The organism is Pantoea sp. JGM49 (assembly GCF_018257655.1).
GTDB lineage: Bacteria > Pseudomonadota > Gammaproteobacteria > Enterobacterales > Enterobacteriaceae > Pantoea > Pantoea communis.
This window is the reverse complement of record NZ_JAERJM010000010.1, coordinates 113,678-132,737: the sequence shown is the minus strand read 5'-3', so window position 1 is coordinate 132,737 and position 19,060 is coordinate 113,678. Positions and strand designations below refer to the sequence as shown.

The window sequence follows — 19,060 nt, the reverse complement described above, 5'->3', positions numbered from 1 at the left end:
TTATGCGTCGTGTGTTATCGGTACTGCTGGAAAATGAATCCGGCGCATTGTCTCGCGTGGTGGGCTTGTTCTCACAGCGCGGCTACAACATCGAAAGTCTGACCGTTGCGCCGACCGATGATCCAACGCTGTCACGCATGACCATTCAGACGGTCGGCGATGAAAAAGTACTGGAGCAGATTGAGAAGCAACTGCACAAGCTGGTGGACGTGTTACGTGTCAGCGAGCTGGGGCAGGGTGCTTACGTTGAACGTGAAATCATGCTGGTGAAGATTCAGGCAAGCGGGTATGGCCGTGAAGAAGTGAAGCGCAGCGCGGAAATTTTCCGTGGCCAGATTATCGATGTGACGCCAACGCTGTACACGGTTCAGCTGGCAGGCACCAGCGATAAACTCGACGCCTTCCTCAACACGGTACGCGATGTTGCTGTGATCGTTGAAGTGGCGCGATCAGGGATTGTGGGCGTGTCACGTGGCGATCGTGTGATGCGTTAATTCCGCAGAGTTATCATCCTGCTTCCAAGCTAACCCGGCGTAATGCCGGGTTTTTTTTATTTAATGCGCTTGTGAGTGCTGCCCGATAAAAGCGGTTGCTCAGCGTAGTGTTCTGCGGTTAGATGTTACAAATGTTTTACCCATAGCTACTCTGCGGACATTTGCCCAGCCCTGGCTTATCAGAACTAAGGTGTCATCGTGAAACTGGATGAAATTGCGCGCCTGGCGGGCGTGTCGCGCACCACGGCCAGCTACGTTATCAATGGCAAAGCGCGGCAGTATCGTGTCAGCGACAAAACCGTCGAAAAAGTGATGGCGGTGGTGCGTGAACATAATTATCACCCCAATGCTGTTGCGGCAGGCCTGCGCGCCGGACGTACGCGTTCAATTGGTCTGGTGATCCCGGATCTTGAGAACACCAGTTACACGCGCATTGCCAATTATCTGGAGCGCCAGGCACGCCAACGTGGCTATCAGCTGCTGATTGCCTGCTCGGAAGATCAGCCTGACAATGAGATGCGCTGTATTGAACATCTGCTGCAGCGCCAGGTGGATGCGATCATCGTTTCGACCTCGTTGCCGCCAGAACACCCGTTTTATCAGCGCTGGATCAACGATCCGCTGCCGATTATCGCGCTGGACCGTGCGCTGGATCGTGAACACTTCACCAGTGTGGTCGGTGCCGATCAGGACGATGCGCATGCGCTGGCGGCTGAATTGCGTCAGCTTCCGGTGAAAAATGTGCTGTTCCTTGGGGCCTTGCCTGAGCTTTCAGTCAGTTTCCTGCGTGAAATGGGCTTTCGCGATGCGTGGAAAGACGATGAACGCACGGTGGATTACCTCTACTGCAACAGCTTTGATCGCACTGCGGCTGCCACACTATTCGAGAAATATCTCGAAGATCATCCGATGCCGGATGCGTTGTTTACCACCTCATTCGGTCTGCTTCAGGGCGTGATGGACATTACCCTAAAGCGGGATGGCCGCCTGCCCACTGACCTGGCTATCGCCACCTTTGGCGACCACGAATTACTGGACTTTTTAGAGTGCCCGGTACTGGCGGTGGGGCAGCGACATCGCGATGTCGCCGAGCGCGTGCTGGAATTAGTTTTGGCCTCGCTGGATGAACCGCGCAAACCGAAGCCGGGATTAACCCGTATTCGCCGCAATTTATTCCGCCGTGGTCAGTTAAGTCGCCGCACTAAATGAAATCGCGGGCAGATCGCTGCCCGCACTTATTAATCATCCAGATATTTTTCTGCCATAGGACTGGGGTAAAAAAGCGTAAATAGTCACCACTTTCCCTAACGAATTAACTGCACTGAATTTTCTTATTTGTTTACATCTTCAGCAGTGACGCGTAGCAGAGCTGGCGCGATGGTGCTGGGCTTCCTTTCAGAAATCCCCTAAAATGCAGCCGCTGTCGCATATCCCGGGATAATTATCTTTTGCGATTAAAACGCTTTATTTTTCGCCATTTTTCAAATCGTGAAAATTTTTATTCCATTATTCATCAGGTTAATTTTTTATTTTGCCATTCATTCCCCTAAATTACCCTCCACTAAATAATTCTTACCCTTGTAAAGAGTGATATTCACTTGTCGTTGCGGCTTGACAAGGATTTCATAGGCTCCGTAAACTCGTTTCGTGGTAAAAAGTGGGATAAAGTGGTGAAAACGGGTGATTGGGGGGTAGGACTGACATGTTCCGAGGAGCAACGTTAGTCAATCTCGACGGCAAAGGCCGATTGGCGGTACCAACACGCTATCGTGAATTGCTTGTCGCAGAGTCTCAGGGGCAAATGGTGTGCACCATTGACCTCCACCAGCCATGTCTGTTGCTTTATACCCTGCCCGAATGGGAAATCATCGAGAAAAAACTGGCGCGCTTATCCAGCATGAATCCGATTGAGCGTCGCGTGCAGCGACTGCTGTTAGGACATGCCAGTGAATGCCAGATGGATAATGCAGGTCGTTTGTTGCTGGCGAATACGCTACGGCAACATGCGAGCCTGACCAAAGAAGTGATGCTGGTTGGACAGTTCAATAAGTTTGAGCTGTGGGATGAACAGACCTGGTATCAACAAGTTAAGGACGATATTGACGCAGAACAGTCAGCTCAGGAGCCTTTATCTGAGCGGTTGCAGGACTTGTCGCTATAGCTATGCAGGATAATTTTAAACACACCACAGTGCTGCTGGATGAGGCGGTTAACGGCCTCAATATCAGGGAAGACGGCATTTACATTGACGGCACTTTTGGGCGCGGCGGTCACTCACGTCTGATCCTTTCGCAACTGGGCGAGAAAGGGCACTTACTGGCGATCGATCGCGATCCGCAAGCCATAGCCGCTGCAGCTGAAATTCAGGATCCACGTTTTTCGATCGTGCACGGACCCTTTTCGGCGCTCGCAGAGTATGTCGAAGCGCGTGGTCTCACCGGTAAGATCGATGGCGTATTGCTCGATCTTGGCGTGTCATCACCGCAGTTGGATGACGCAGAGCGCGGTTTCTCGTTTATGCGTGATGGGCCACTGGATATGCGTATGGACCCGACACGGGGCCAGTCTGCAGCAGAGTGGCTGATGAACGCCGAGGAAGCCGATATCGCCTTCGTCATCAAGACCTACGGTGAAGAGAAATTTGGCAAACGTATCGCACGCGCCATCGTCGAGCGTAATCGTGAACAGCCAATGACGCGCACCAAAGAGTTAGCCACCGTGATCGCTGCTGCGATGCCGGTGAAGGACAAGTTTAAACATCCGGCCACGCGCACCTTCCAGGCGATTCGTATCTGGATCAACAGCGAATTGGAAGAGATCGATACTGCACTGAAAGGGGCAATGTCGGTGCTGGCACCTGGCGGGCGGTTATCGGTTATCAGTTTCCATTCGCTGGAAGACCGTTTGGTGAAGCGTTTTATGCGCGATCAGAGCCGAGGCCCGCAAGTTCCAGCGGGTATCCCAATGACCGAAAGCCAGCTTAAAGCGCTAGGTGGACGTGAATTGAAAACCTTAGGCAAGCTGATTCCGGGTGAAGCGGAAGTCAACGAGAACCCACGCGCACGCAGTTCGGTACTGCGTATTGCTGAGAGGACCGCGACATGATTGGCAACGAGCGACACAGCCTGCCCGGCGTCATCGGCGGTGACCTGCTGCGATTCGGCAAGATCCCGGTGTTGCTGCTGATTGCAGTACTTGTGTCCTCGGTGTTGGTGGTGACCACCACACACAAAACGCGCCTGTTAACGGCGCAGCGCGAACAGTTGGTGTTAGAACGTGATGCGCTCGATATCGAGTGGCGTAACCTGATTTTGGAAGAGAATGCGCTCGGCGATCATAGCCGGGTTGAGCGAATAGCAACCGATAAGCTGCAAATGCAGCATGTTGATCCTTCACAGGAAAATATCGTGGTGCAGAGATAAATAAGGAATCGCAGACCTCAATGAGCGGCGCAGGCAAAACGCTGAAGTTAAAAAAACAGGAAGATAAGGCCAGCTTTATAAGCTGGCGTTTTGCGTTGCTGTGCGGCTGTATTTTACTGGCTTTGGGCGGATTGCTGTCACGCGTGGCGTGGTTACAGGTCATCAGCCCGGATAAGCTGGTCAAAGAAGGGGATTTGCGTTCGCTGCGTGTTCAATCTGTTCCCACTGCACGTGGCATGATCAGCGATCGTGCTGGCCGTCCGTTAGCCGTCAGCGTGCCGGTGAATGCCATCTGGGCCGATCCTAAAGAGCTGATGGAACATGGCGGCGTGTCACTCGACAGCCGCTGGAAAGCCCTTTCAGATGCGTTGTCCATCCCACTCGATCAACTCGCCGCGCGCGTGAATGCCAATCCCAAAGGGCGCTTTATCTATCTGGCGCGTCAGGTGAATCCAGCGATCGGCGAATACGTCAAAAAACTCAAGCTGCCCGGCATTTACCTGCGTGAAGAGTCGCGTCGTTACTATCCAGCCGGTCAGGTCACTGCACATCTGATCGGCTTTACCAACATTGATGGTCAGGGCATTGAGGGCATCGAAAAGAGCTTCGACAAGTGGCTGACCGGCGCGCCAGGCGAGCGTACGGTGCGTAAAGACCGCTACGGTCGCGTGATTGAAGATATCTCCTCTGTAGACAGCCGCGCGGCGCACAACCTGACGCTCAGCATCGACGAACGCTTGCAGGCGCTGGTGTACCGCGAGCTGAACAATGCCGTGGCTTTCAACAAAGCGGAGTCGGGTACTGCCGTTTTGGTGGATGTGAACACCGGTGAAGTGTTGGCAATGGCCAACAGCCCGGCTTACAACCCAAACAATCTCTCCAACACGCCGAAAGATGTGATGCGCAACCGTGCCATTACCGACATCTTCGAGCCAGGCTCCACCGTCAAACCGATGGTGGTGATGACCGCGCTGCAGCGTGGCGTGGTGAAAGAGAACAGCGTACTGAATACCGTGCCGTACCGCGTCAATGGTCATGAGATCAAGGACGTGGCACGCTACAACGAATTGACCCTTACCGGGGTTTTACAGAAGTCGAGTAACGTCGGGGTTTCACGTTTGGCGTTAGCGATGCCCTCCTCAGCACTCGTAGATACTTACGCGCGCTTTGGACTGGGTAAACCGACCAATTTGGGGCTGGTCGGGGAAAGTAGTGGCTTATACCCTCAAAAACAACGGTGGTCTGACATAGAGAGGGCCACCTTCTCTTTCGGCTACGGGCTAATGGTAACACCGTTACAGTTAGCGCGAGTCTACGCAACCATTGGCAGCTACGGCATCAACCGCCCGCTGTCGATCACCAAAGTTGACCCGCCAGTGGCGGGTGAACGCGTTTTCCAGGAAGACCTGGTGAAAACGGTGATGCACATGATGGAAAGCGTTGCGCTGCCTGGTGGCGGTGGGGTTAAAGCCGCCATCAAGGGTTATCGCATCGCGATTAAAACCGGTACTGCGAAAAAAGTGGGACCGGATGGACGCTACGTCAATAAATACATTGCTTACACGGCAGGTGTTGCACCTGCCAGTCGCCCTCGTTTTGCGCTGGTGGTGGTGATCAACGATCCCCAGGCCGGTAAATATTATGGTGGTGCGGTTTCTGCACCGGTGTTTGGCGCCATCATGGGCGGTGTATTACGCACCATGAACATTGAACCAGATGCGCTGCCGACAATTGATAAAGACGAGTTGGTGAAGAACAGAAGTGAGGAATCAAGTGACCGATCGTAACCTGCGCGATTTACTGGCCCCGTGGGTGCCGGGTGCGCCGGCGCGTCCACTCCGTGACATGACACTAGACAGCCGCTCAGCGGCTGCTGGCGATCTGTTTATCGCCGTGGCGGGCCATCATGCTGATGGACGTCGTTTTATTCCGCAGGCTATTGCTCAAGGCGTGGCGGCAGTGATTGCCGAAGCCGAGGGTGAAGCCAGCGATGGAGATATCCGCGAGATGCACGGCGTCCCGGTTATCTACCTGGCGCAGTTGCAGCAGCGTCTCTCTGCACTGGCCGGGCGCTTTTATCAGCAGCCTGCTGAAAAACTTAAATTAATCGGTGTCACCGGCACCAACGGAAAAACCACCACCACGCAGCTGATGGCGCAGTGGGCCAATCTGCTGGGTGAAACCGGTGCCGTGATGGGCACGGTGGGTAATGGCTTATATGGCCAACTGGTGGCTACCGAAAACACCACCGGTTCCGCGGTAGATGTTCAACATGTATTAAATGATCTGGTGGAGCAGGGTGCCACGCTGGCCGCGATGGAAGTCTCTTCTCACGGCCTGGTGCAGCATCGCGTGGCGGCATTGCCCTTCGCGGCTGCTGTGTTCACGAATCTAAGCCGCGATCATCTGGATTATCACGGTGATATGCAGGGTTACGAAGCCGCCAAATGGCTGCTGTTCTCTGAGCATCAGGTTGGCGAAGCCATTATCAACGCTGATGACGAGGTCGGACGCCGCTGGCTGGAGAAACTGCCGGATGCCGTTGCCGTCACCCTGGCTGACAACTTGCAGCCTGGCTGTCGTGGACGCTGGTTGAAAGCCACAGCGGTGAATTATCACGATGGCGGTGCGCATATCCAGTTCAGCTCCAGCTGGGGCGACGGGGAATTTGATAGCCGTCTGATGGGCGCATTCAATGTCAGCAATCTGCTGCTGGCACTGGCCACCTTGCTGACGCTCGATTATCCGCTGGAGGCGCTGGTATCAAGCGCTGCTCAGCTGCAACCGGTATGCGGTCGCATGGAAGTGTTCACGGCGCCAGAAAAACCCACAGTGGTGGTGGATTATGCTCACACCCCCGATGCGCTGGAAAAAGCGTTGGAAGCTGCCCGCCTGCACTGCAAAGGCAAACTTTGGTGCGTGTTTGGCTGCGGCGGCGATCGTGACAAAGGCAAACGTCCGCTGATGGGCGCGATTGCCGAACAGTTCTCTGACATCGTGGTCATCACCGATGACAATCCGCGCAGCGAAGAACCTGCCGCGATTGTGAATGACATTCTGACTGGCTTGCTTGATCCCGGTCGCGCCCGCGTGGTCGCGGGACGTGCGCAAGCGGTCACTAACGCCGTGATGCAGGCCAATGTCGATGACATCGTGCTGGTGGCTGGTAAAGGCCATGAAGATTATCAAATCATTGGTAACCGTCGTTTGGATTACTCCGATCGCGACACCGTCGCCCGTTTACTGGGGGTGATAGCATGATCCCGGTTTCTTTGAAAACACTGGCTGAAATCAGTGGTGGTCAACTGCACGGCGCTGATTTGACGCTGAATGATGTGACCAGCGACACGCGTAAAGTGGCTGATGGCAGCCTGTTTGTCGCACTGGTCGGTGAGCGTTTTGATGCGCATGACTTTGCTCAGGATGCTATTGCCCAGGGTGCCAAAGCGCTGCTGGTGAGTAAGCACTTGCCTTTAGATGTGCCGCAAGTGGTGGTGGCAGATACCCGCATTGCCTTTGGTCAGCTCGGCGCCTGGGTGCGTCAGCAATCGAAGGCGCGCGTGGTAGCCCTGACCGGTTCATCCGGTAAAACCTCCGTCAAAGAGATGACCGCTGCCATTTTGCGTCAGTGTGGTGAAACCCTCTATACCGCTGGCAACCTGAACAACGACTTCGGCGTGCCGATGACGTTGCTGCGTCTGACCCCAGAACACGAGTTCGCGGTGATTGAGCTGGGTGCCAATCATCAGGGCGAGATTGCTTACACCACCGATTTAGTGCGTCCTGAAACGGCGCTGGTGAATAATCTCGCTGCAGCGCATCTGGAAGGCTTTGGTTCACTGGCCGGTGTAGCGAAAGCCAAAGGCGAAATTTTTGGTGGATTGCCAGTACACGGCACCGCCATCGTCAATGCTGACAGCAACGACCTCGCTAACTGGCAGTCGCAGTTTGTCGATAAGACCCTGTGGCGCTTCTCGCCACAGCCGATGGCAGATGCAGAATTCCGTGCCAGCGAGATCGTGCTACGCGCCGACGCCACGCTGTTTACCTTGCATACGCCGCGCGGAGACATTGCTGTTGCGCTTCCGCTGCCTGGTCGCCACAACATCGCGAACGCGCTTGCTGCTGCTGCGCTGGCACTGTCCGTTGATGTCCCGCTAAGCGCGATCCAAACCGGTTTGAAAACACTGCAGCCCGTACCGGGGCGTCTGTTCCCGATTCGTCTGGCAGACAATCAACTGCTGCTGGATGACAGCTATAACGCCAACGTCGGTTCGATGACGGCGGCCGCACAGGTACTGGGCGATATGCCAGGGTTCCGAGTGATGGTCGTCGGTGATATGGCCGAACTGGGCGATGAAGCGGAAGCTTGCCATCAGCAGGTGGGTGAAGCCGCCAGGGCAGCAGGTATTGATTGTGTTCTGAGTACCGGCACTTTGGGTCGGTTGATCGGTGAAAGCAGCGGTAAAGGCGAGCATTTCGCTACAAAAGCCGAGCTGACTGTACGTTTACGCGCATTGCTGTCCCAACATCAGGACATCACTATTTTGGTTAAAGGCTCACGTAGCGCCGCCATGGAGCAGGTCGTCGAGAGCTTACAGGAGAAAGGAACATGCTAGTCTGGCTGGCCGAACATTTGGTCGCACTTTATTCCGGCTTTAACGTCTTCTCGTATTTGACGTTTCGCGCCATTGTCAGCCTGCTGACCGCTCTGTTCCTATCACTCTGGATGGGCCCGCGCCTGATCGCCTGGCTGCAGAAACTGCAAATTGGCCAGGTAGTGCGTAACGACGGTCCGGAATCGCACTTCAGTAAGCGCGGTACGCCAACCATGGGCGGCATCATGATCCTCACCTCCATCACCGTCTCGGTGTTGATGTGGGCGTATCCATCCAATCCTTATGTGTGGTGCGTGCTGGCGGTGCTGATTGGTTTCGGCATTATCGGTTTCGTCGATGACTATCGCAAAGTGGTACGCAAAGACACCAAAGGCCTGATTGCCCGCTGGAAATACTTCTGGATGTCGGTGATTTCCCTTGGCGTGGCTTTTGCGCTTTACGCTGCGGGCAAAGGCACACCGGCCACTCAGTTGGTGGTGCCGTTCTTTAAAGACATCATGCCGCAGCTGGGATTGTTCTATGTGCTGCTGGCTTACTTTGTGATTGTCGGCACCGGTAATGCGGTCAACCTGACGGATGGTCTGGATGGCCTGGCGATTATGCCAACCGTCTTCGTGGCAGCAGGCTTTGCTCTGGTGGCATGGGCGACCGGTAACGTGAAGTTTGCTGAGTATCTGCATATTCCGTATCTGCGCCATGCGGGTGAGTTGGTGATTGTCTGTACCGCGATTGTCGGTGCCGGTCTTGGCTTCCTGTGGTTCAACACCTACCCGGCTCAGGTCTTTATGGGCGATGTGGGTTCACTGGCACTGGGTGGCGCGTTAGGCACTATCGCCGTGCTGCTGCGTCAGGAGTTTTTGCTGGTGATCATGGGCGGCGTGTTTGTGGTTGAAACGCTGTCGGTGATTCTGCAGGTGGGATCGTTCAAGCTGCGCGGCCAACGCATTTTCCGCATGGCGCCGATTCACCACCACTATGAATTGAAGGGCTGGCCGGAGCCGCGTGTCATCGTGCGCTTTTGGATTATTTCACTGATGCTGGTGCTGATTGGCCTGGCAACGCTGAAGGTACGTTAATCATGGCTGACTATCGGGGCAGAAAAGTCGTCATCATTGGACTCGGCATCACTGGCCTGTCCTGTGTTGATTTCTTCCTCGCGCAGGGCGTGACGCCTCGCGTGATGGATACCCGTGTGTCTCCGCCTGGCCTCGACAAGTTGCCTGAGGCGGTTGAACGCTATGTGGGCGGTATCAACAGCGACTGGCTGCTGGCATCGGATTTAATTATTGCCAGCCCAGGTATCGCGCTGGCACATCCTGCATTAAGTGAAGCCGCGGATGCCGGTATCGAAATCGTCGGTGATATCGAACTGTTTTGCCGTGAAGCTCAGGCTCCGATTGTCGCGATCACCGGCTCGAACGGTAAAAGCACCGTCACCACGCTGGTGGGTGAAATGGCCCGTGCAGCAGGTTGGCAGGTTGGCGTGGGTGGCAACATAGGTTTACCGGCGCTAACCCTGCTGAAATCTCCGGCACAGTTGTATGTGCTGGAACTTTCCAGCTTCCAGTTAGAAACCACCTACAGTCTGCAAGCAGCGGCTGCCACCATTCTCAACGTAACGGAAGATCATATGGATCGCTATCCGTTGGGCATGCAGCAGTATCGTGCGGCGAAATTGCGCATTTATGAAAACGCCCGCGTCTGTGTGGTCAATGCCGATGATGGTATGACCATGCCCGTTCGCGGTGTTGATGCACGTTGTGTCAGTTTTGGCATTAATCTCGGTGATTATCACCTGACCCAGCAGCAGGGCAACACCTGGCTGCGGGCGCAGGGTGAAAGGGTATTAAACACAGACGAAATGACGTTGGTGGGGCAGCATAACTACACCAATGCCCTGGCGGCCCTGGCACTGGCAGATGCGGTGAATATCCCGCGCGCTTCCAGTCTGAAAGCGTTAACGACTTTCACTGGCCTGGCGCACCGTTTCCAGCTGGTGCATGAAGCCAATGGCGTGCGCTGGATTAATGACTCCAAAGCCACCAATGTCGGCAGTACTGAAGCGGCACTCAATGGTTTGCAGGTGAAAGGCACCTTGTGGCTGTTGATGGGCGGTGATGGCAAATCCGCTGACTTCAGTGCACTGACGCGCTTTTTGCAGGGCGACAACGTGCGCATCTATTGCTTTGGTCGTGACGGCGATGCGCTCGCGGCGTTGCGCCCGGAGATCGCCACGCGCACAGAGACGATGCAGCAGGCCATGAAGCAGATTGCCCCTCAGGCGAAGGCGGGCGACATGGTGCTGCTGTCACCGGCCTGCGCCAGCCTCGATCAGTTCCGCAATTTTGAACAGCGCGGCGATATTTTCGCGCAACTGGCGAAGGAGTTGAGCTGATGCGCATTCCAGGTGCCGGTATTGCCAGCTTCCTCTCCGTGCGTTTACGCGATTGGGTGATGGGCGGCCGTGAAAATGATGATGCGCCAGTGGTGCTGTATGATCGTACGCTGCTGTGGCTGACCTTTGGTTTGGCGATTATCGGCTTTGTGATGGTGACTTCAGCGTCGATGCCGGTCGGCCAGCGTCTTAACGAAGACCCGTTCTACTTCGCTAAACGCGACGCTTTCTATATTGCCCTGGCGGTAGGCATGGCGCTGGTGACATTGCGCGTGCCAATGGATTTCTGGCAGCGCTACAGCAACGTGATGCTGATGGCGTCTGTGGCAATGCTGCTGATCGTCCTGGTGGTGGGTAGTTCGGTTAACGGTGCATCGCGCTGGATTGCCCTCGGCCCACTGCGTATTCAGCCGGCCGAATTGTCCAAGCTTTCCCTGTTTTGCTATCTCGCCAGCTATCTGGTGCGCAAAGTGGAAGAGGTGCGCAACAACTTCTGGGGCTTTTGTAAGCCGATGGGCGTGATGGTGGTGTTGGCCGTGTTACTGCTGGCGCAACCGGATCTCGGAACTGTAGTTGTGCTGTTTGTGACGACGCTAGCGATGCTGTTCCTCGCGGGTGCCAAAATGTGGCAGTTCCTGGCGATCATCGGCTCCGGTATTTTTGCCGTGGTGCTGCTGATTATCGCTGAACCCTATCGTATGCGCCGTGTGACTTCTTTCTGGAACCCATGGGAAGATCCGTTTGGCAGCGGCTACCAGCTGACCCAGTCGCTGATGGCCTTCGGTCGTGGTGAATTCTGGGGCCAGGGCCTCGGCAACTCGGTGCAAAAACTCGAGTATCTGCCGGAGGCACACACCGACTTTATCTTCTCCATCATTGGTGAAGAGTTGGGTTATGTCGGTGTGGTTTTGGCGCTGTTAATGGTATTCTTCGTCGCTTTTCGCGCGATGTCGATTGGTCGCCGTGCTCTGGAGATCGATCAGCGCTTTTCTGGCTTCCTCGCTTGCTCAATTGGCGTGTGGTTTAGCTTCCAGGCGCTGGTTAACGTCGGTGCGGCCGCAGGTATGCTGCCGACCAAAGGTCTGACATTGCCGCTGATCAGTTACGGTGGCTCAAGTCTGATCATCATGTCGACCGCCATCGTGTTTTTATTGCGCATTGATTATGAAACGCGTCTGGCAAAAGCGCAGGCGTTTACCCGAGGTGCTCGATGAGTAGCAAGCGGCTGATGGTGATGGCCGGCGGAACCGGCGGACATGTGTTCCCGGGTCTGGCGGTGGCACACCATCTGATCGAACAGGGCTGGCAGGTGCGCTGGCTCGGAACCGCTGACCGAATGGAAGCGGATTTGGTGCCGAAACATGGCATCGAAATTGAATTTATCCGTATTAGCGGTTTGCGCGGCAAAGGTGTTAAGGCGCAGTTACTGGCACCGGTACGCATCTTCAATGCATGGCGCCAGGCGCGTCGCATCATGAAGCGCTGGCAGCCGGACGTGGTGCTCGGCATGGGCGGATACGTTTCCGGTCCAGGTGGATTAGCCGCGTGGAGTTGCGGTATTCCTGTGGTGCTGCATGAGCAGAACGGCATTGCCGGGCTGACCAACAAGTGGCTGGCGAAAATTGCCACCAAAGTGATGCAGGCGTTTCCGGGTGCATTCCCGAAAGCCGATGTGGTTGGCAATCCCGTGCGTACCGATGTGTTGGCCCTGCCGCTGCCTGCTGATCGCCTGAGTGGACGCAGCGGTGCGATTCGTGTGCTGGTGGTCGGCGGAAGCCAGGGCGCACGCATTCTGAATCAGACGGTGCCGCAGGTGGCCGCAGAACTGGGTGATGCCATCACGATTTGGCATCAAAGCGGCAAAGGCGCGCTGGAGACGGTGCAACAGGCGTATCGCGATGCCGGACAGCCGCAGCACAAGGTCACCGAGTTTATCGATGATATGGCGGAAGCCTATGCCTGGGCGGATGTAGTGGTGTGTCGTTCGGGCGCATTGACGGTGAGCGAAGTGGCCGCCGCAGGTTTACCGGCGATCTTCGTGCCGTTTCAGCACAAAGACCGTCAGCAGTACTGGAATGCGTTGCCGCTGGAGCAAGCGGGCGCAGCCAAAATTTTCGAGCAGCCGCAATTTACCGCGACTGCAGTAGCGGACACGTTGCGCCATTGGGATCGCGCCACGCTGCTGGCGATGGCTGAGAAAGCCCGTCAGGTAGCGATTCCTGATGCAACCGATCGGGTTGCGCAGGAAGTGGCACGCGTCGCGAAGTAATTAATAGGTCGGTTTGACCGGCTGTACCTGAATGCAGGTACAAATGAGATCAACAGGTAATTGAGACAGATGAATACACAACAATTGGCAAAACTGCGTTCCATTGTGCCCGAGATGCGTCGCGTCCGGCACATTCACTTTGTCGGCATCGGTGGTGCTGGCATGGGCGGTATTGCCGAGGTGTTGGCGAACGAAGGTTATCACATCAGCGGGTCGGATCTGGCGCCTAACCCGGTGACCCAGCATCTGGCCTCATTGGGTGCGACCATTTATTTCAACCATCGCCCGGAAAACGTGACGGATGCGAGCGTGGTGGTGGTGTCGACTGCGGTGGCTCAGGACAATCCGGAGCTGGTCGCGGCACGCGAGCAGCGTATCCCGGTGATTCGCCGTGCAGAGATGCTGGCTGAGCTGATGCGCTTCCGTCATGGCATCGCGGTTGCCGGTACGCACGGCAAAACCACCACCACAGCGATGGTTACCAGTATTTATGCCGAAGGTGGCTTAGACCCAACTTTCGTCAATGGCGGCCTGGTGAAAGCAGCGGGCACACATGCGCGTTTGGGCACCAGCCGTTACCTGATTGCGGAAGCCGATGAGAGTGACGCGTCGTTCCTGCATCTGCAGCCGATGGTGGCGATTGTCACCAACATCGAAGCGGATCATATGGACACCTATCAGGGCGATTTCGAGAACCTGAAGCAGACGTTCATCAACTTCCTGCATAACCTACCGTTCTACGGACGTGCGGTGATGTGCGTAGATGATGTGGTGATCCGCGATTTGATCCCACGCGTAGGCCGTCAGGTCACCACTTACGGTTTCAGTGATGACGCCGATGTGCGCATCGAAAACTATGAACAACGCGGCGCGCAGGGGCACTTTACCCTGATTCGTCAGGACAAACCGGTGCTGAAAGTGACCCTGAATGCGCCGGGCCGTCACAATGCCTTAAATGCTGCTGCTGCGGTTGCAGTGGCGACAGAAGAAGGCATTGAAGATAACGCGATTCTGGCGGCACTGGAGAGCTTCCAGGGCACCGGGCGCCGCTTTGATGTGCTGGGCGAATTTGATACCGCAGCGGTCAATGGCAACCCAGGCAGTGCAATGCTGGTGGATGATTACGGTCATCACCCAACGGAAGTGGATGTCACCATTAAAGCCGCGCGTGCCGGCTGGCCAGAGAAAAAACTGGTGATGGTATTCCAGCCGCATCGTTACACGCGAACTCGTGATCTGTTCGATGACTTCGCTAACGTGCTGTCACAAGTCGATGTATTGCTGATGCTGGATGTTTATCCGGCCGGTGAAGCGCCGATTCCAGGCGCAGATAGCCGTTCACTGTGCCGCGCGATTCGCAATCGTGGCAAGGTTGACCCGATTCTGGTCTCTGAGCACGATGCGTTGCCGGAAGCGCTGGCGCCACTGCTGTCAGGCGATGATTTGGTGATCGTTCAGGGCGCCGGCAATATCGGCAAAATCGCCCGCAAGTTGGCTGAAAGTGAATTGCAGCCAGCAGCAAAAACGGAGGCCCGTCATGGCTGAGAAAGTTGCCGTCCTGATGGGCGGAACCTCGGCAGAGCGTGAAGTGTCGCTGATGTCGGGCAGTGCGGTGTTAGCTGGTCTGCGTGAGATGGGCATTGATGCACACGGCGTGGATACACGTGATGTGTCAGTGCTGGACCTCAAAGCGCAGGGCTTTGATAAAACCTTTATCGCTCTGCACGGTCGCGGCGGTGAAGATGGCACGCTGCAGGCGGTGCTGGAGTTCCTCCAGTTGCCCTATACCGGCAGCGGCGTGATGGCTTCGGCGATCACCATGGATAAACTGCGCAGCAAATTGCTGTGGCAGGGCAGGGGACTGCCTTCAGGCAAATTCGTCTGGTTAACGCGTCAGCAGCAGGAGCAGGGTTTAGATGCACAAACGCAGGCTGCCATTGATGCGCTCGGGCTGCCGCTATTTGTGAAGCCAAGCTGTGAAGGTTCTAGTGTCGGCATCAGCCGTGTGAACACGTTAGAAGCCTTGCCTGCAGCGCTGGATGAAGCGTTTCGCCACGATAATGACGTGCTAGTTGAGGCATTCCTGAGTGGTGCGGAATATACCGTTGGCATCCTGGGTGATGAAATTCTGCCTTCAATCAGAATTAAAACCGCCAGCGAGTTCTATGACTATGAAGCTAAATACATTTCTGACGATACTGAATACTTCTGTCCAAGTGGTTTGAGTGCAGATCAGGAAGCAGAATTGAAGACGCTGGTATGGGCAGCCTGGCGTGCACTGGGTTGCAGCGGCTGGGGACGCGTCGATGTAATGACAGATGGCGAGGGGAAATTCCAGTTGCTGGAAGTGAATACCTCACCGGGCATGACCAGCCACAGTCTGGTGCCGATGGCCGCGAAGCAGGCAGGATACAGTTTCCCGCAGCTGGTGGCGCGTATTCTGGAACTGGCTGACTGATATGTCTCAGGCGGCGATACGTGTACGAAATCGCGAACCCCAGGAGCGTGCGCGCACCGGGCGTAGCAACGGTGCCCGACTGTTTGGCGTCGTATTCCTGCTGATGGTGTTGGGCATCATGGCTGCCGGTGGGCTGGTGGTGCTGAAGTGGATGAATGATGCGTCGCGTTTACCGCTGTCGAAGCTGGTGGTGACCGGGGAAACGCATTACACCACGCATGATGACATTCGCCAGGCCATTTTGTCGCTCGGTGCACCTGGCACGTTTATGTCGCAAAACGTGGACATCATCCAGCAACAGATTGAGCGTTTACCCTGGATTAAACAGGTCAGTGTGCGTAAGCAGTGGCCTGATGAGCTGAAGATTAACCTGGTGGAGTATGTTCCGGTGGCACGCTGGAATGACTCACACATGGTAGACGCCGATGGCGTCTCCTTCAGCGTCCCGGCCAGTCATATCGGTAAAGAAACATTGCCGATGTTATATGGCCCGGAAGGCAGTGAAACAGAGGTGTTGGCGGGCTATCACACCATGAGTGATGTGCTCAAAGCCGGCAAGTTTACCCTGAAGGTCGCGTCGATGACGGCGCGGCGCTCGTGGCAGTTAGTGACCAGCGACGATGTGCGCATCGAACTGGGACGCAGCGACACCATGAAGCGTCTGAACCGTTTTATTGAGCTCTATCCGGAGCTGCTGCAGCAGGGCCAGAGTCAGAACAAGCGCATTACCTATGTTGATTTGCGCTACGACTCCGGTGCCGCAGTAGGCTGGGCAGCGGCCCCGCTGGAGCCACAGGACAGTAATCAGCAACAAAACCAGGCACAGGCTAAACCACAATGATCAAGGCAACGGACAGAAAACTGGTAGTAGGACTTGAAATCGGCACCGCAAAGGTTGCCGCCCTGGTTGGGGAAATTCTGCCTGATGGTATGGTCAACATTATTGGGGTGGGCAGCTGCCCGTCTCGCGGTATGGATAAAGGCGGCGTAAATGACCTTGAGTCGGTGGTGAAATGCGTTCAACGCGCCATCGACCAGGCTGAACTGATGGCTGATTGCCAGATTTCGTCGGTTTACCTTGCTTTATCGGGCAAACATATCAGTTGTCAGAACGAAATCGGGATGGTTCCGATTTCGGAAGAGGAAGTGACTCAGGATGATGTAGAGAACGTGGTACATACGGCGAAATCCGTACGCGTACGCGATGAACATCGTATCCTGCATGTTATTCCTCAGGAATATGCCATTGATTATCAGGAAGGCATCAAGAATCCGGTGGGACTTTCCGGCGTGCGTATGCAGGCGAAAGTGCACTTGATCACCTGCCACAATGATATGGCGAAAAATATTGTTAAAGCCGTTGAACGTTGCGGCCTGAAAGTTGACCAACTGATTTTTGCCGGACTGGCATCCAGTTTCTCGGTTCTGACTGAAGATGAACGTGAGCTGGGCGTCTGTGTTGTTGACATCGGTGGCGGTACAATGGATATCGCGGTTTACACCGGCGGCGCACTGCGTCACACCAAAGTGATCCCTTATGCAGGGAATGTGGTGACCAGTGATATCGCCTATGCCTTCGGCACACCGCCAACCGATGCGGAAGCGATCAAAGTACGCCATGGTTGTGCGCTGGGTTCGATTGTTGGCAAAGATGAAAATGTCGAAGTGCCCAGCGTCGGTGGACGCCCACCGCGCAGTCTGCAACGCCAAACGCTGGCAGAAGTGATTGAGCCGCGTTACACCGAATTGCTGAATCTGGTGAATGACGAGATTCTGCAACTGCAGGAGCAACTGCGCCAGCAGGGCGTGAAACACCACCTGGCAGCAGGCATCGTGCTGACCGGTGGCGCAGCACAGATTGAAGGTTTGGCCGCTTGCGCCCAGCGTGTATTTCATACGCAGGTGCGTATTGGTCAGCCACTTAACATCACCGGCCTGACGGATTATGCGCAGGAGCCGTATTACTCAACTGCAGTCGGTCTGCTGCATTACGGCAAAGAGTCACACATGAACGGTGATGCAGAAACGGAAAAACGTGCTTCAGTGGGCAACTGGTTTAAACGTATCAATAGCTGGCTGAAGAAAGAGTTTTAATTTTTGAAAAAGGAGATCATGCAGGCAATGTTTATGATCTCCAGGCGACAGGCACATAACGGAGAGAAATCATGTTTGAACCTATGGAATTAACCAATGACGCGGTGATTAAAGTCATCGGCGTCGGCGGCGGCGGTGGCAACGCCGTAGAGCACATGGTACGCGAGCGTATCGAAGGTGTAGAATTCTTCGCTGTAAACACCGACGCGCAAGCGTTGCGTAAGACAGCGGTTGGCCAGACGATCCAGATCGGGACCGGTATCACCAAGGGTCTCGGTGCGGGTGCAAACCCGGAAGTGGGGCGTACCTCAGCTGAGGAAGATCGTGAAGCACTGCGTTCTGCGCTGGAAGGGGCAGACATGGTGTTTATCGCTGCAGGCATGGGCGGCGGTACCGGTACCGGTGCAGCGCCAGTCGTGGCAGAAGTAGCAAAAGATTTGGGTATCCTGACCGTTGCGGTGGTGACCAAGCCCTTCAATTTCGAAGGCAAAAAGCGTATGGCTTTTGCTGAACAGGGTATCGCTGAGCTGTCTAAACATGTTGATTCACTGATCACCATCCCGAACGACAAGCTGTTAAAAGTGCTGGGTCGCGGTATCTCTCTGCTGGATGCCTTTGGTGCAGCCAACGACGTACTGAAAGGTGCGGTGCAGGGTATCGCCGAGCTGATTACTCGCCCAGGCTTGATGAACGTTGACTTCGCGGACGTGCGTACCGTGATGTCAGAAATGGGTTACGCCATGATGGGCTCCGGCGTGGCGTGCGGTGAAGACCGTGCCGAAGAAGCAGCCGAAATGGCGATCTCCAGCCCACTGCTGGAAGATATCGATCTGTCTGGTGCGCGCGGCGTGCTGGTCAACATCACGGCGGGCTTCGACCTGCGTCTGGATGAGTTCGAAACCGTGGGTAATACTATCCGCGCCTTCGCCTCTGACAACGCGACCGTGGTCATCGGTACTTCTCTGGACCCAGAGATGAACGACGAACTGCGCGTGACCGTCGTTGCAACCGGTATTGGCATGGACAAGCGTCCAGAAATTACGCTGGTGACCAACAAACCGGCTTCTCAGCCAGTGATGGATCATCGCTACCAGCAGCACGGTATGGCGCCGTTGCCGCAGGAGCAGAAGCCGGCAGCGAAAGTGGTCAACGACCAGCCAGCATCGTCCAATAAAGAGCCAGATTATCTTGATATTCCAGCCTTCCTGCGTAAGCAGGCAGACTAAGAATATCCTGAGAATTGGGATTCTCCGCTCTTTGTGCTAAAGTATTCGCCCGCTGGTAATTTATACTAGCGGTCGGATGGGTA

Annotated in this window: 17 protein-coding genes; all 17 read left to right on the top strand. The window is 55.4% G+C overall.

The window, feature by feature from the left end:
- The first annotated feature begins 2 nt into the window (after positions 1-2).
- Positions 3-494 carry an acetolactate synthase small subunit gene (ilvN, locus tag JK231_RS17635; RefSeq protein ID WP_211729140.1) on the top strand — a complete coding sequence of 164 codons (492 nt, stop codon included), beginning with the start codon at positions 3-5 and terminating at the stop codon, positions 492-494.
- Between the two features lie 198 nt (positions 495-692).
- Positions 693-1,703: a catabolite repressor/activator gene (gene cra, locus JK231_RS17630; protein WP_097118335.1), complete on the top strand. Its 1,011-nt coding sequence runs from the start codon at positions 693-695 to the stop codon at positions 1,701-1,703.
- A 493-nt stretch (positions 1,704-2,196) separates the two neighbouring features.
- A complete protein-coding gene (gene mraZ / locus JK231_RS17625) occupies positions 2,197-2,655 on the top strand; it encodes a division/cell wall cluster transcriptional repressor MraZ (protein WP_034825993.1) in 459 nt (152 codons plus the stop codon).
- Positions 2,656-2,657: 2 nt separating this feature from the next.
- On the top strand, positions 2,658-3,599 hold the full coding sequence (gene rsmH / locus JK231_RS17620; protein WP_160833550.1) for a 16S rRNA (cytosine(1402)-N(4))-methyltransferase RsmH: 942 nt from the start codon (positions 2,658-2,660) through the stop codon (positions 3,597-3,599).
- Positions 3,596-3,916, top strand: a complete 321-nt coding sequence (gene ftsL / locus JK231_RS17615) for a cell division protein FtsL (protein WP_034825986.1) — start codon at positions 3,596-3,598, stop codon at positions 3,914-3,916. The genes rsmH and ftsL overlap by 4 nt, the downstream gene beginning before the upstream one ends.
- Before the next feature lie 20 nt (positions 3,917-3,936).
- Positions 3,937-5,703 carry a peptidoglycan glycosyltransferase FtsI gene (locus tag JK231_RS17610; protein WP_058960906.1) on the top strand — a complete coding sequence of 589 codons (1,767 nt, stop codon included), beginning with the start codon at positions 3,937-3,939 and terminating at the stop codon, positions 5,701-5,703.
- Positions 5,690-7,177, top strand: coding sequence for a UDP-N-acetylmuramoyl-L-alanyl-D-glutamate--2,6-diaminopimelate ligase (murE, locus tag JK231_RS17605; RefSeq protein ID WP_097118336.1), 1,488 nt, complete (start codon positions 5,690-5,692; stop codon positions 7,175-7,177). Before JK231_RS17610 ends, murE begins: the two co-directional genes overlap by 14 nt.
- A complete protein-coding gene (gene murF, locus JK231_RS17600) occupies positions 7,174-8,535 on the top strand; it encodes a UDP-N-acetylmuramoyl-tripeptide--D-alanyl-D-alanine ligase (protein WP_211729139.1) in 1,362 nt (453 codons plus the stop codon). Before murE ends, murF begins: the two co-directional genes overlap by 4 nt.
- A complete protein-coding gene (gene mraY / locus JK231_RS17595) occupies positions 8,529-9,611 on the top strand; it encodes a phospho-N-acetylmuramoyl-pentapeptide-transferase (protein WP_034829683.1) in 1,083 nt (360 codons plus the stop codon). The genes murF and mraY overlap by 7 nt, the downstream gene beginning before the upstream one ends.
- A 2-nt stretch (positions 9,612-9,613) precedes the next feature.
- On the top strand, positions 9,614-10,930 hold the full coding sequence (murD, locus tag JK231_RS17590) for a UDP-N-acetylmuramoyl-L-alanine--D-glutamate ligase (protein WP_097118338.1): 1,317 nt from the start codon (positions 9,614-9,616) through the stop codon (positions 10,928-10,930).
- Positions 10,930-12,144 (top strand): cell division protein FtsW, encoded by a 1,215-nt coding sequence (gene ftsW, locus JK231_RS17585; RefSeq protein ID WP_034829677.1) that lies wholly within the window; start codon positions 10,930-10,932, stop codon positions 12,142-12,144. Before murD ends, ftsW begins: the two co-directional genes overlap by 1 nt.
- Positions 12,141-13,199, top strand: coding sequence for an undecaprenyldiphospho-muramoylpentapeptide beta-N-acetylglucosaminyltransferase (gene murG / locus JK231_RS17580; protein ID WP_034829676.1), 1,059 nt, complete (start codon positions 12,141-12,143; stop codon positions 13,197-13,199). The genes ftsW and murG overlap by 4 nt, the downstream gene beginning before the upstream one ends.
- 69 nt (positions 13,200-13,268) lie before the next feature.
- Positions 13,269-14,744: a UDP-N-acetylmuramate--L-alanine ligase gene (murC, locus tag JK231_RS17575; RefSeq protein WP_211729138.1), complete on the top strand. Its 1,476-nt coding sequence runs from the start codon at positions 13,269-13,271 to the stop codon at positions 14,742-14,744.
- Positions 14,737-15,657, top strand: a complete 921-nt coding sequence (locus JK231_RS17570) for a D-alanine--D-alanine ligase (RefSeq protein WP_097118340.1) — start codon at positions 14,737-14,739, stop codon at positions 15,655-15,657. The genes murC and JK231_RS17570 overlap by 8 nt, the downstream gene beginning before the upstream one ends.
- A gap of 1 nt (position 15,658) precedes the next feature.
- Complete coding sequence (gene ftsQ, locus JK231_RS17565) at positions 15,659-16,498, top strand: cell division protein FtsQ (RefSeq protein WP_160833545.1); 840 nt, start codon at positions 15,659-15,661, stop codon at positions 16,496-16,498.
- Positions 16,495-17,751: a cell division protein FtsA gene (gene ftsA / locus JK231_RS17560; protein WP_013507861.1), complete on the top strand. Its 1,257-nt coding sequence runs from the start codon at positions 16,495-16,497 to the stop codon at positions 17,749-17,751. Before ftsQ ends, ftsA begins: the two co-directional genes overlap by 4 nt.
- A 71-nt stretch (positions 17,752-17,822) precedes the next feature.
- Positions 17,823-18,977, top strand: coding sequence for a cell division protein FtsZ (gene ftsZ, locus JK231_RS17555; RefSeq protein WP_034829667.1), 1,155 nt, complete (start codon positions 17,823-17,825; stop codon positions 18,975-18,977).
- The last annotated feature ends 83 nt before the right edge of the window (positions 18,978-19,060 follow it).

Coding starts and splice junctions, on each gene's coding strand:
- ilvN (WP_211729140.1), top strand. CDS start 3: ATGCGTCGTGTGTTATCGGTACTGCTGGAAAATGAATCCGGCGCATTG.
- mraZ (WP_034825993.1), top strand. CDS start 2,197: ATGTTCCGAGGAGCAACGTTAGTCAATCTCGACGGCAAAGGCCGATTG.
- rsmH (WP_160833550.1), top strand. CDS start 2,658: ATGCAGGATAATTTTAAACACACCACAGTGCTGCTGGATGAGGCGGTT.
- ftsL (WP_034825986.1), top strand. CDS start 3,596: ATGATTGGCAACGAGCGACACAGCCTGCCCGGCGTCATCGGCGGTGAC.
- JK231_RS17610 (WP_058960906.1), top strand. CDS start 3,937: ATGAGCGGCGCAGGCAAAACGCTGAAGTTAAAAAAACAGGAAGATAAG.
- murF (WP_211729139.1), top strand. CDS start 7,174: ATGATCCCGGTTTCTTTGAAAACACTGGCTGAAATCAGTGGTGGTCAA.
- mraY (WP_034829683.1), top strand. CDS start 8,529: ATGCTAGTCTGGCTGGCCGAACATTTGGTCGCACTTTATTCCGGCTTT.
- murD (WP_097118338.1), top strand. CDS start 9,614: ATGGCTGACTATCGGGGCAGAAAAGTCGTCATCATTGGACTCGGCATC.
- ftsW (WP_034829677.1), top strand. CDS start 10,930: ATGCGCATTCCAGGTGCCGGTATTGCCAGCTTCCTCTCCGTGCGTTTA.
- murG (WP_034829676.1), top strand. CDS start 12,141: ATGAGTAGCAAGCGGCTGATGGTGATGGCCGGCGGAACCGGCGGACAT.
- murC (WP_211729138.1), top strand. CDS start 13,269: ATGAATACACAACAATTGGCAAAACTGCGTTCCATTGTGCCCGAGATG.
- JK231_RS17570 (WP_097118340.1), top strand. CDS start 14,737: ATGGCTGAGAAAGTTGCCGTCCTGATGGGCGGAACCTCGGCAGAGCGT.
- ftsQ (WP_160833545.1), top strand. CDS start 15,659: ATGTCTCAGGCGGCGATACGTGTACGAAATCGCGAACCCCAGGAGCGT.
- ftsA (WP_013507861.1), top strand. CDS start 16,495: ATGATCAAGGCAACGGACAGAAAACTGGTAGTAGGACTTGAAATCGGC.
- ftsZ (WP_034829667.1), top strand. CDS start 17,823: ATGTTTGAACCTATGGAATTAACCAATGACGCGGTGATTAAAGTCATC.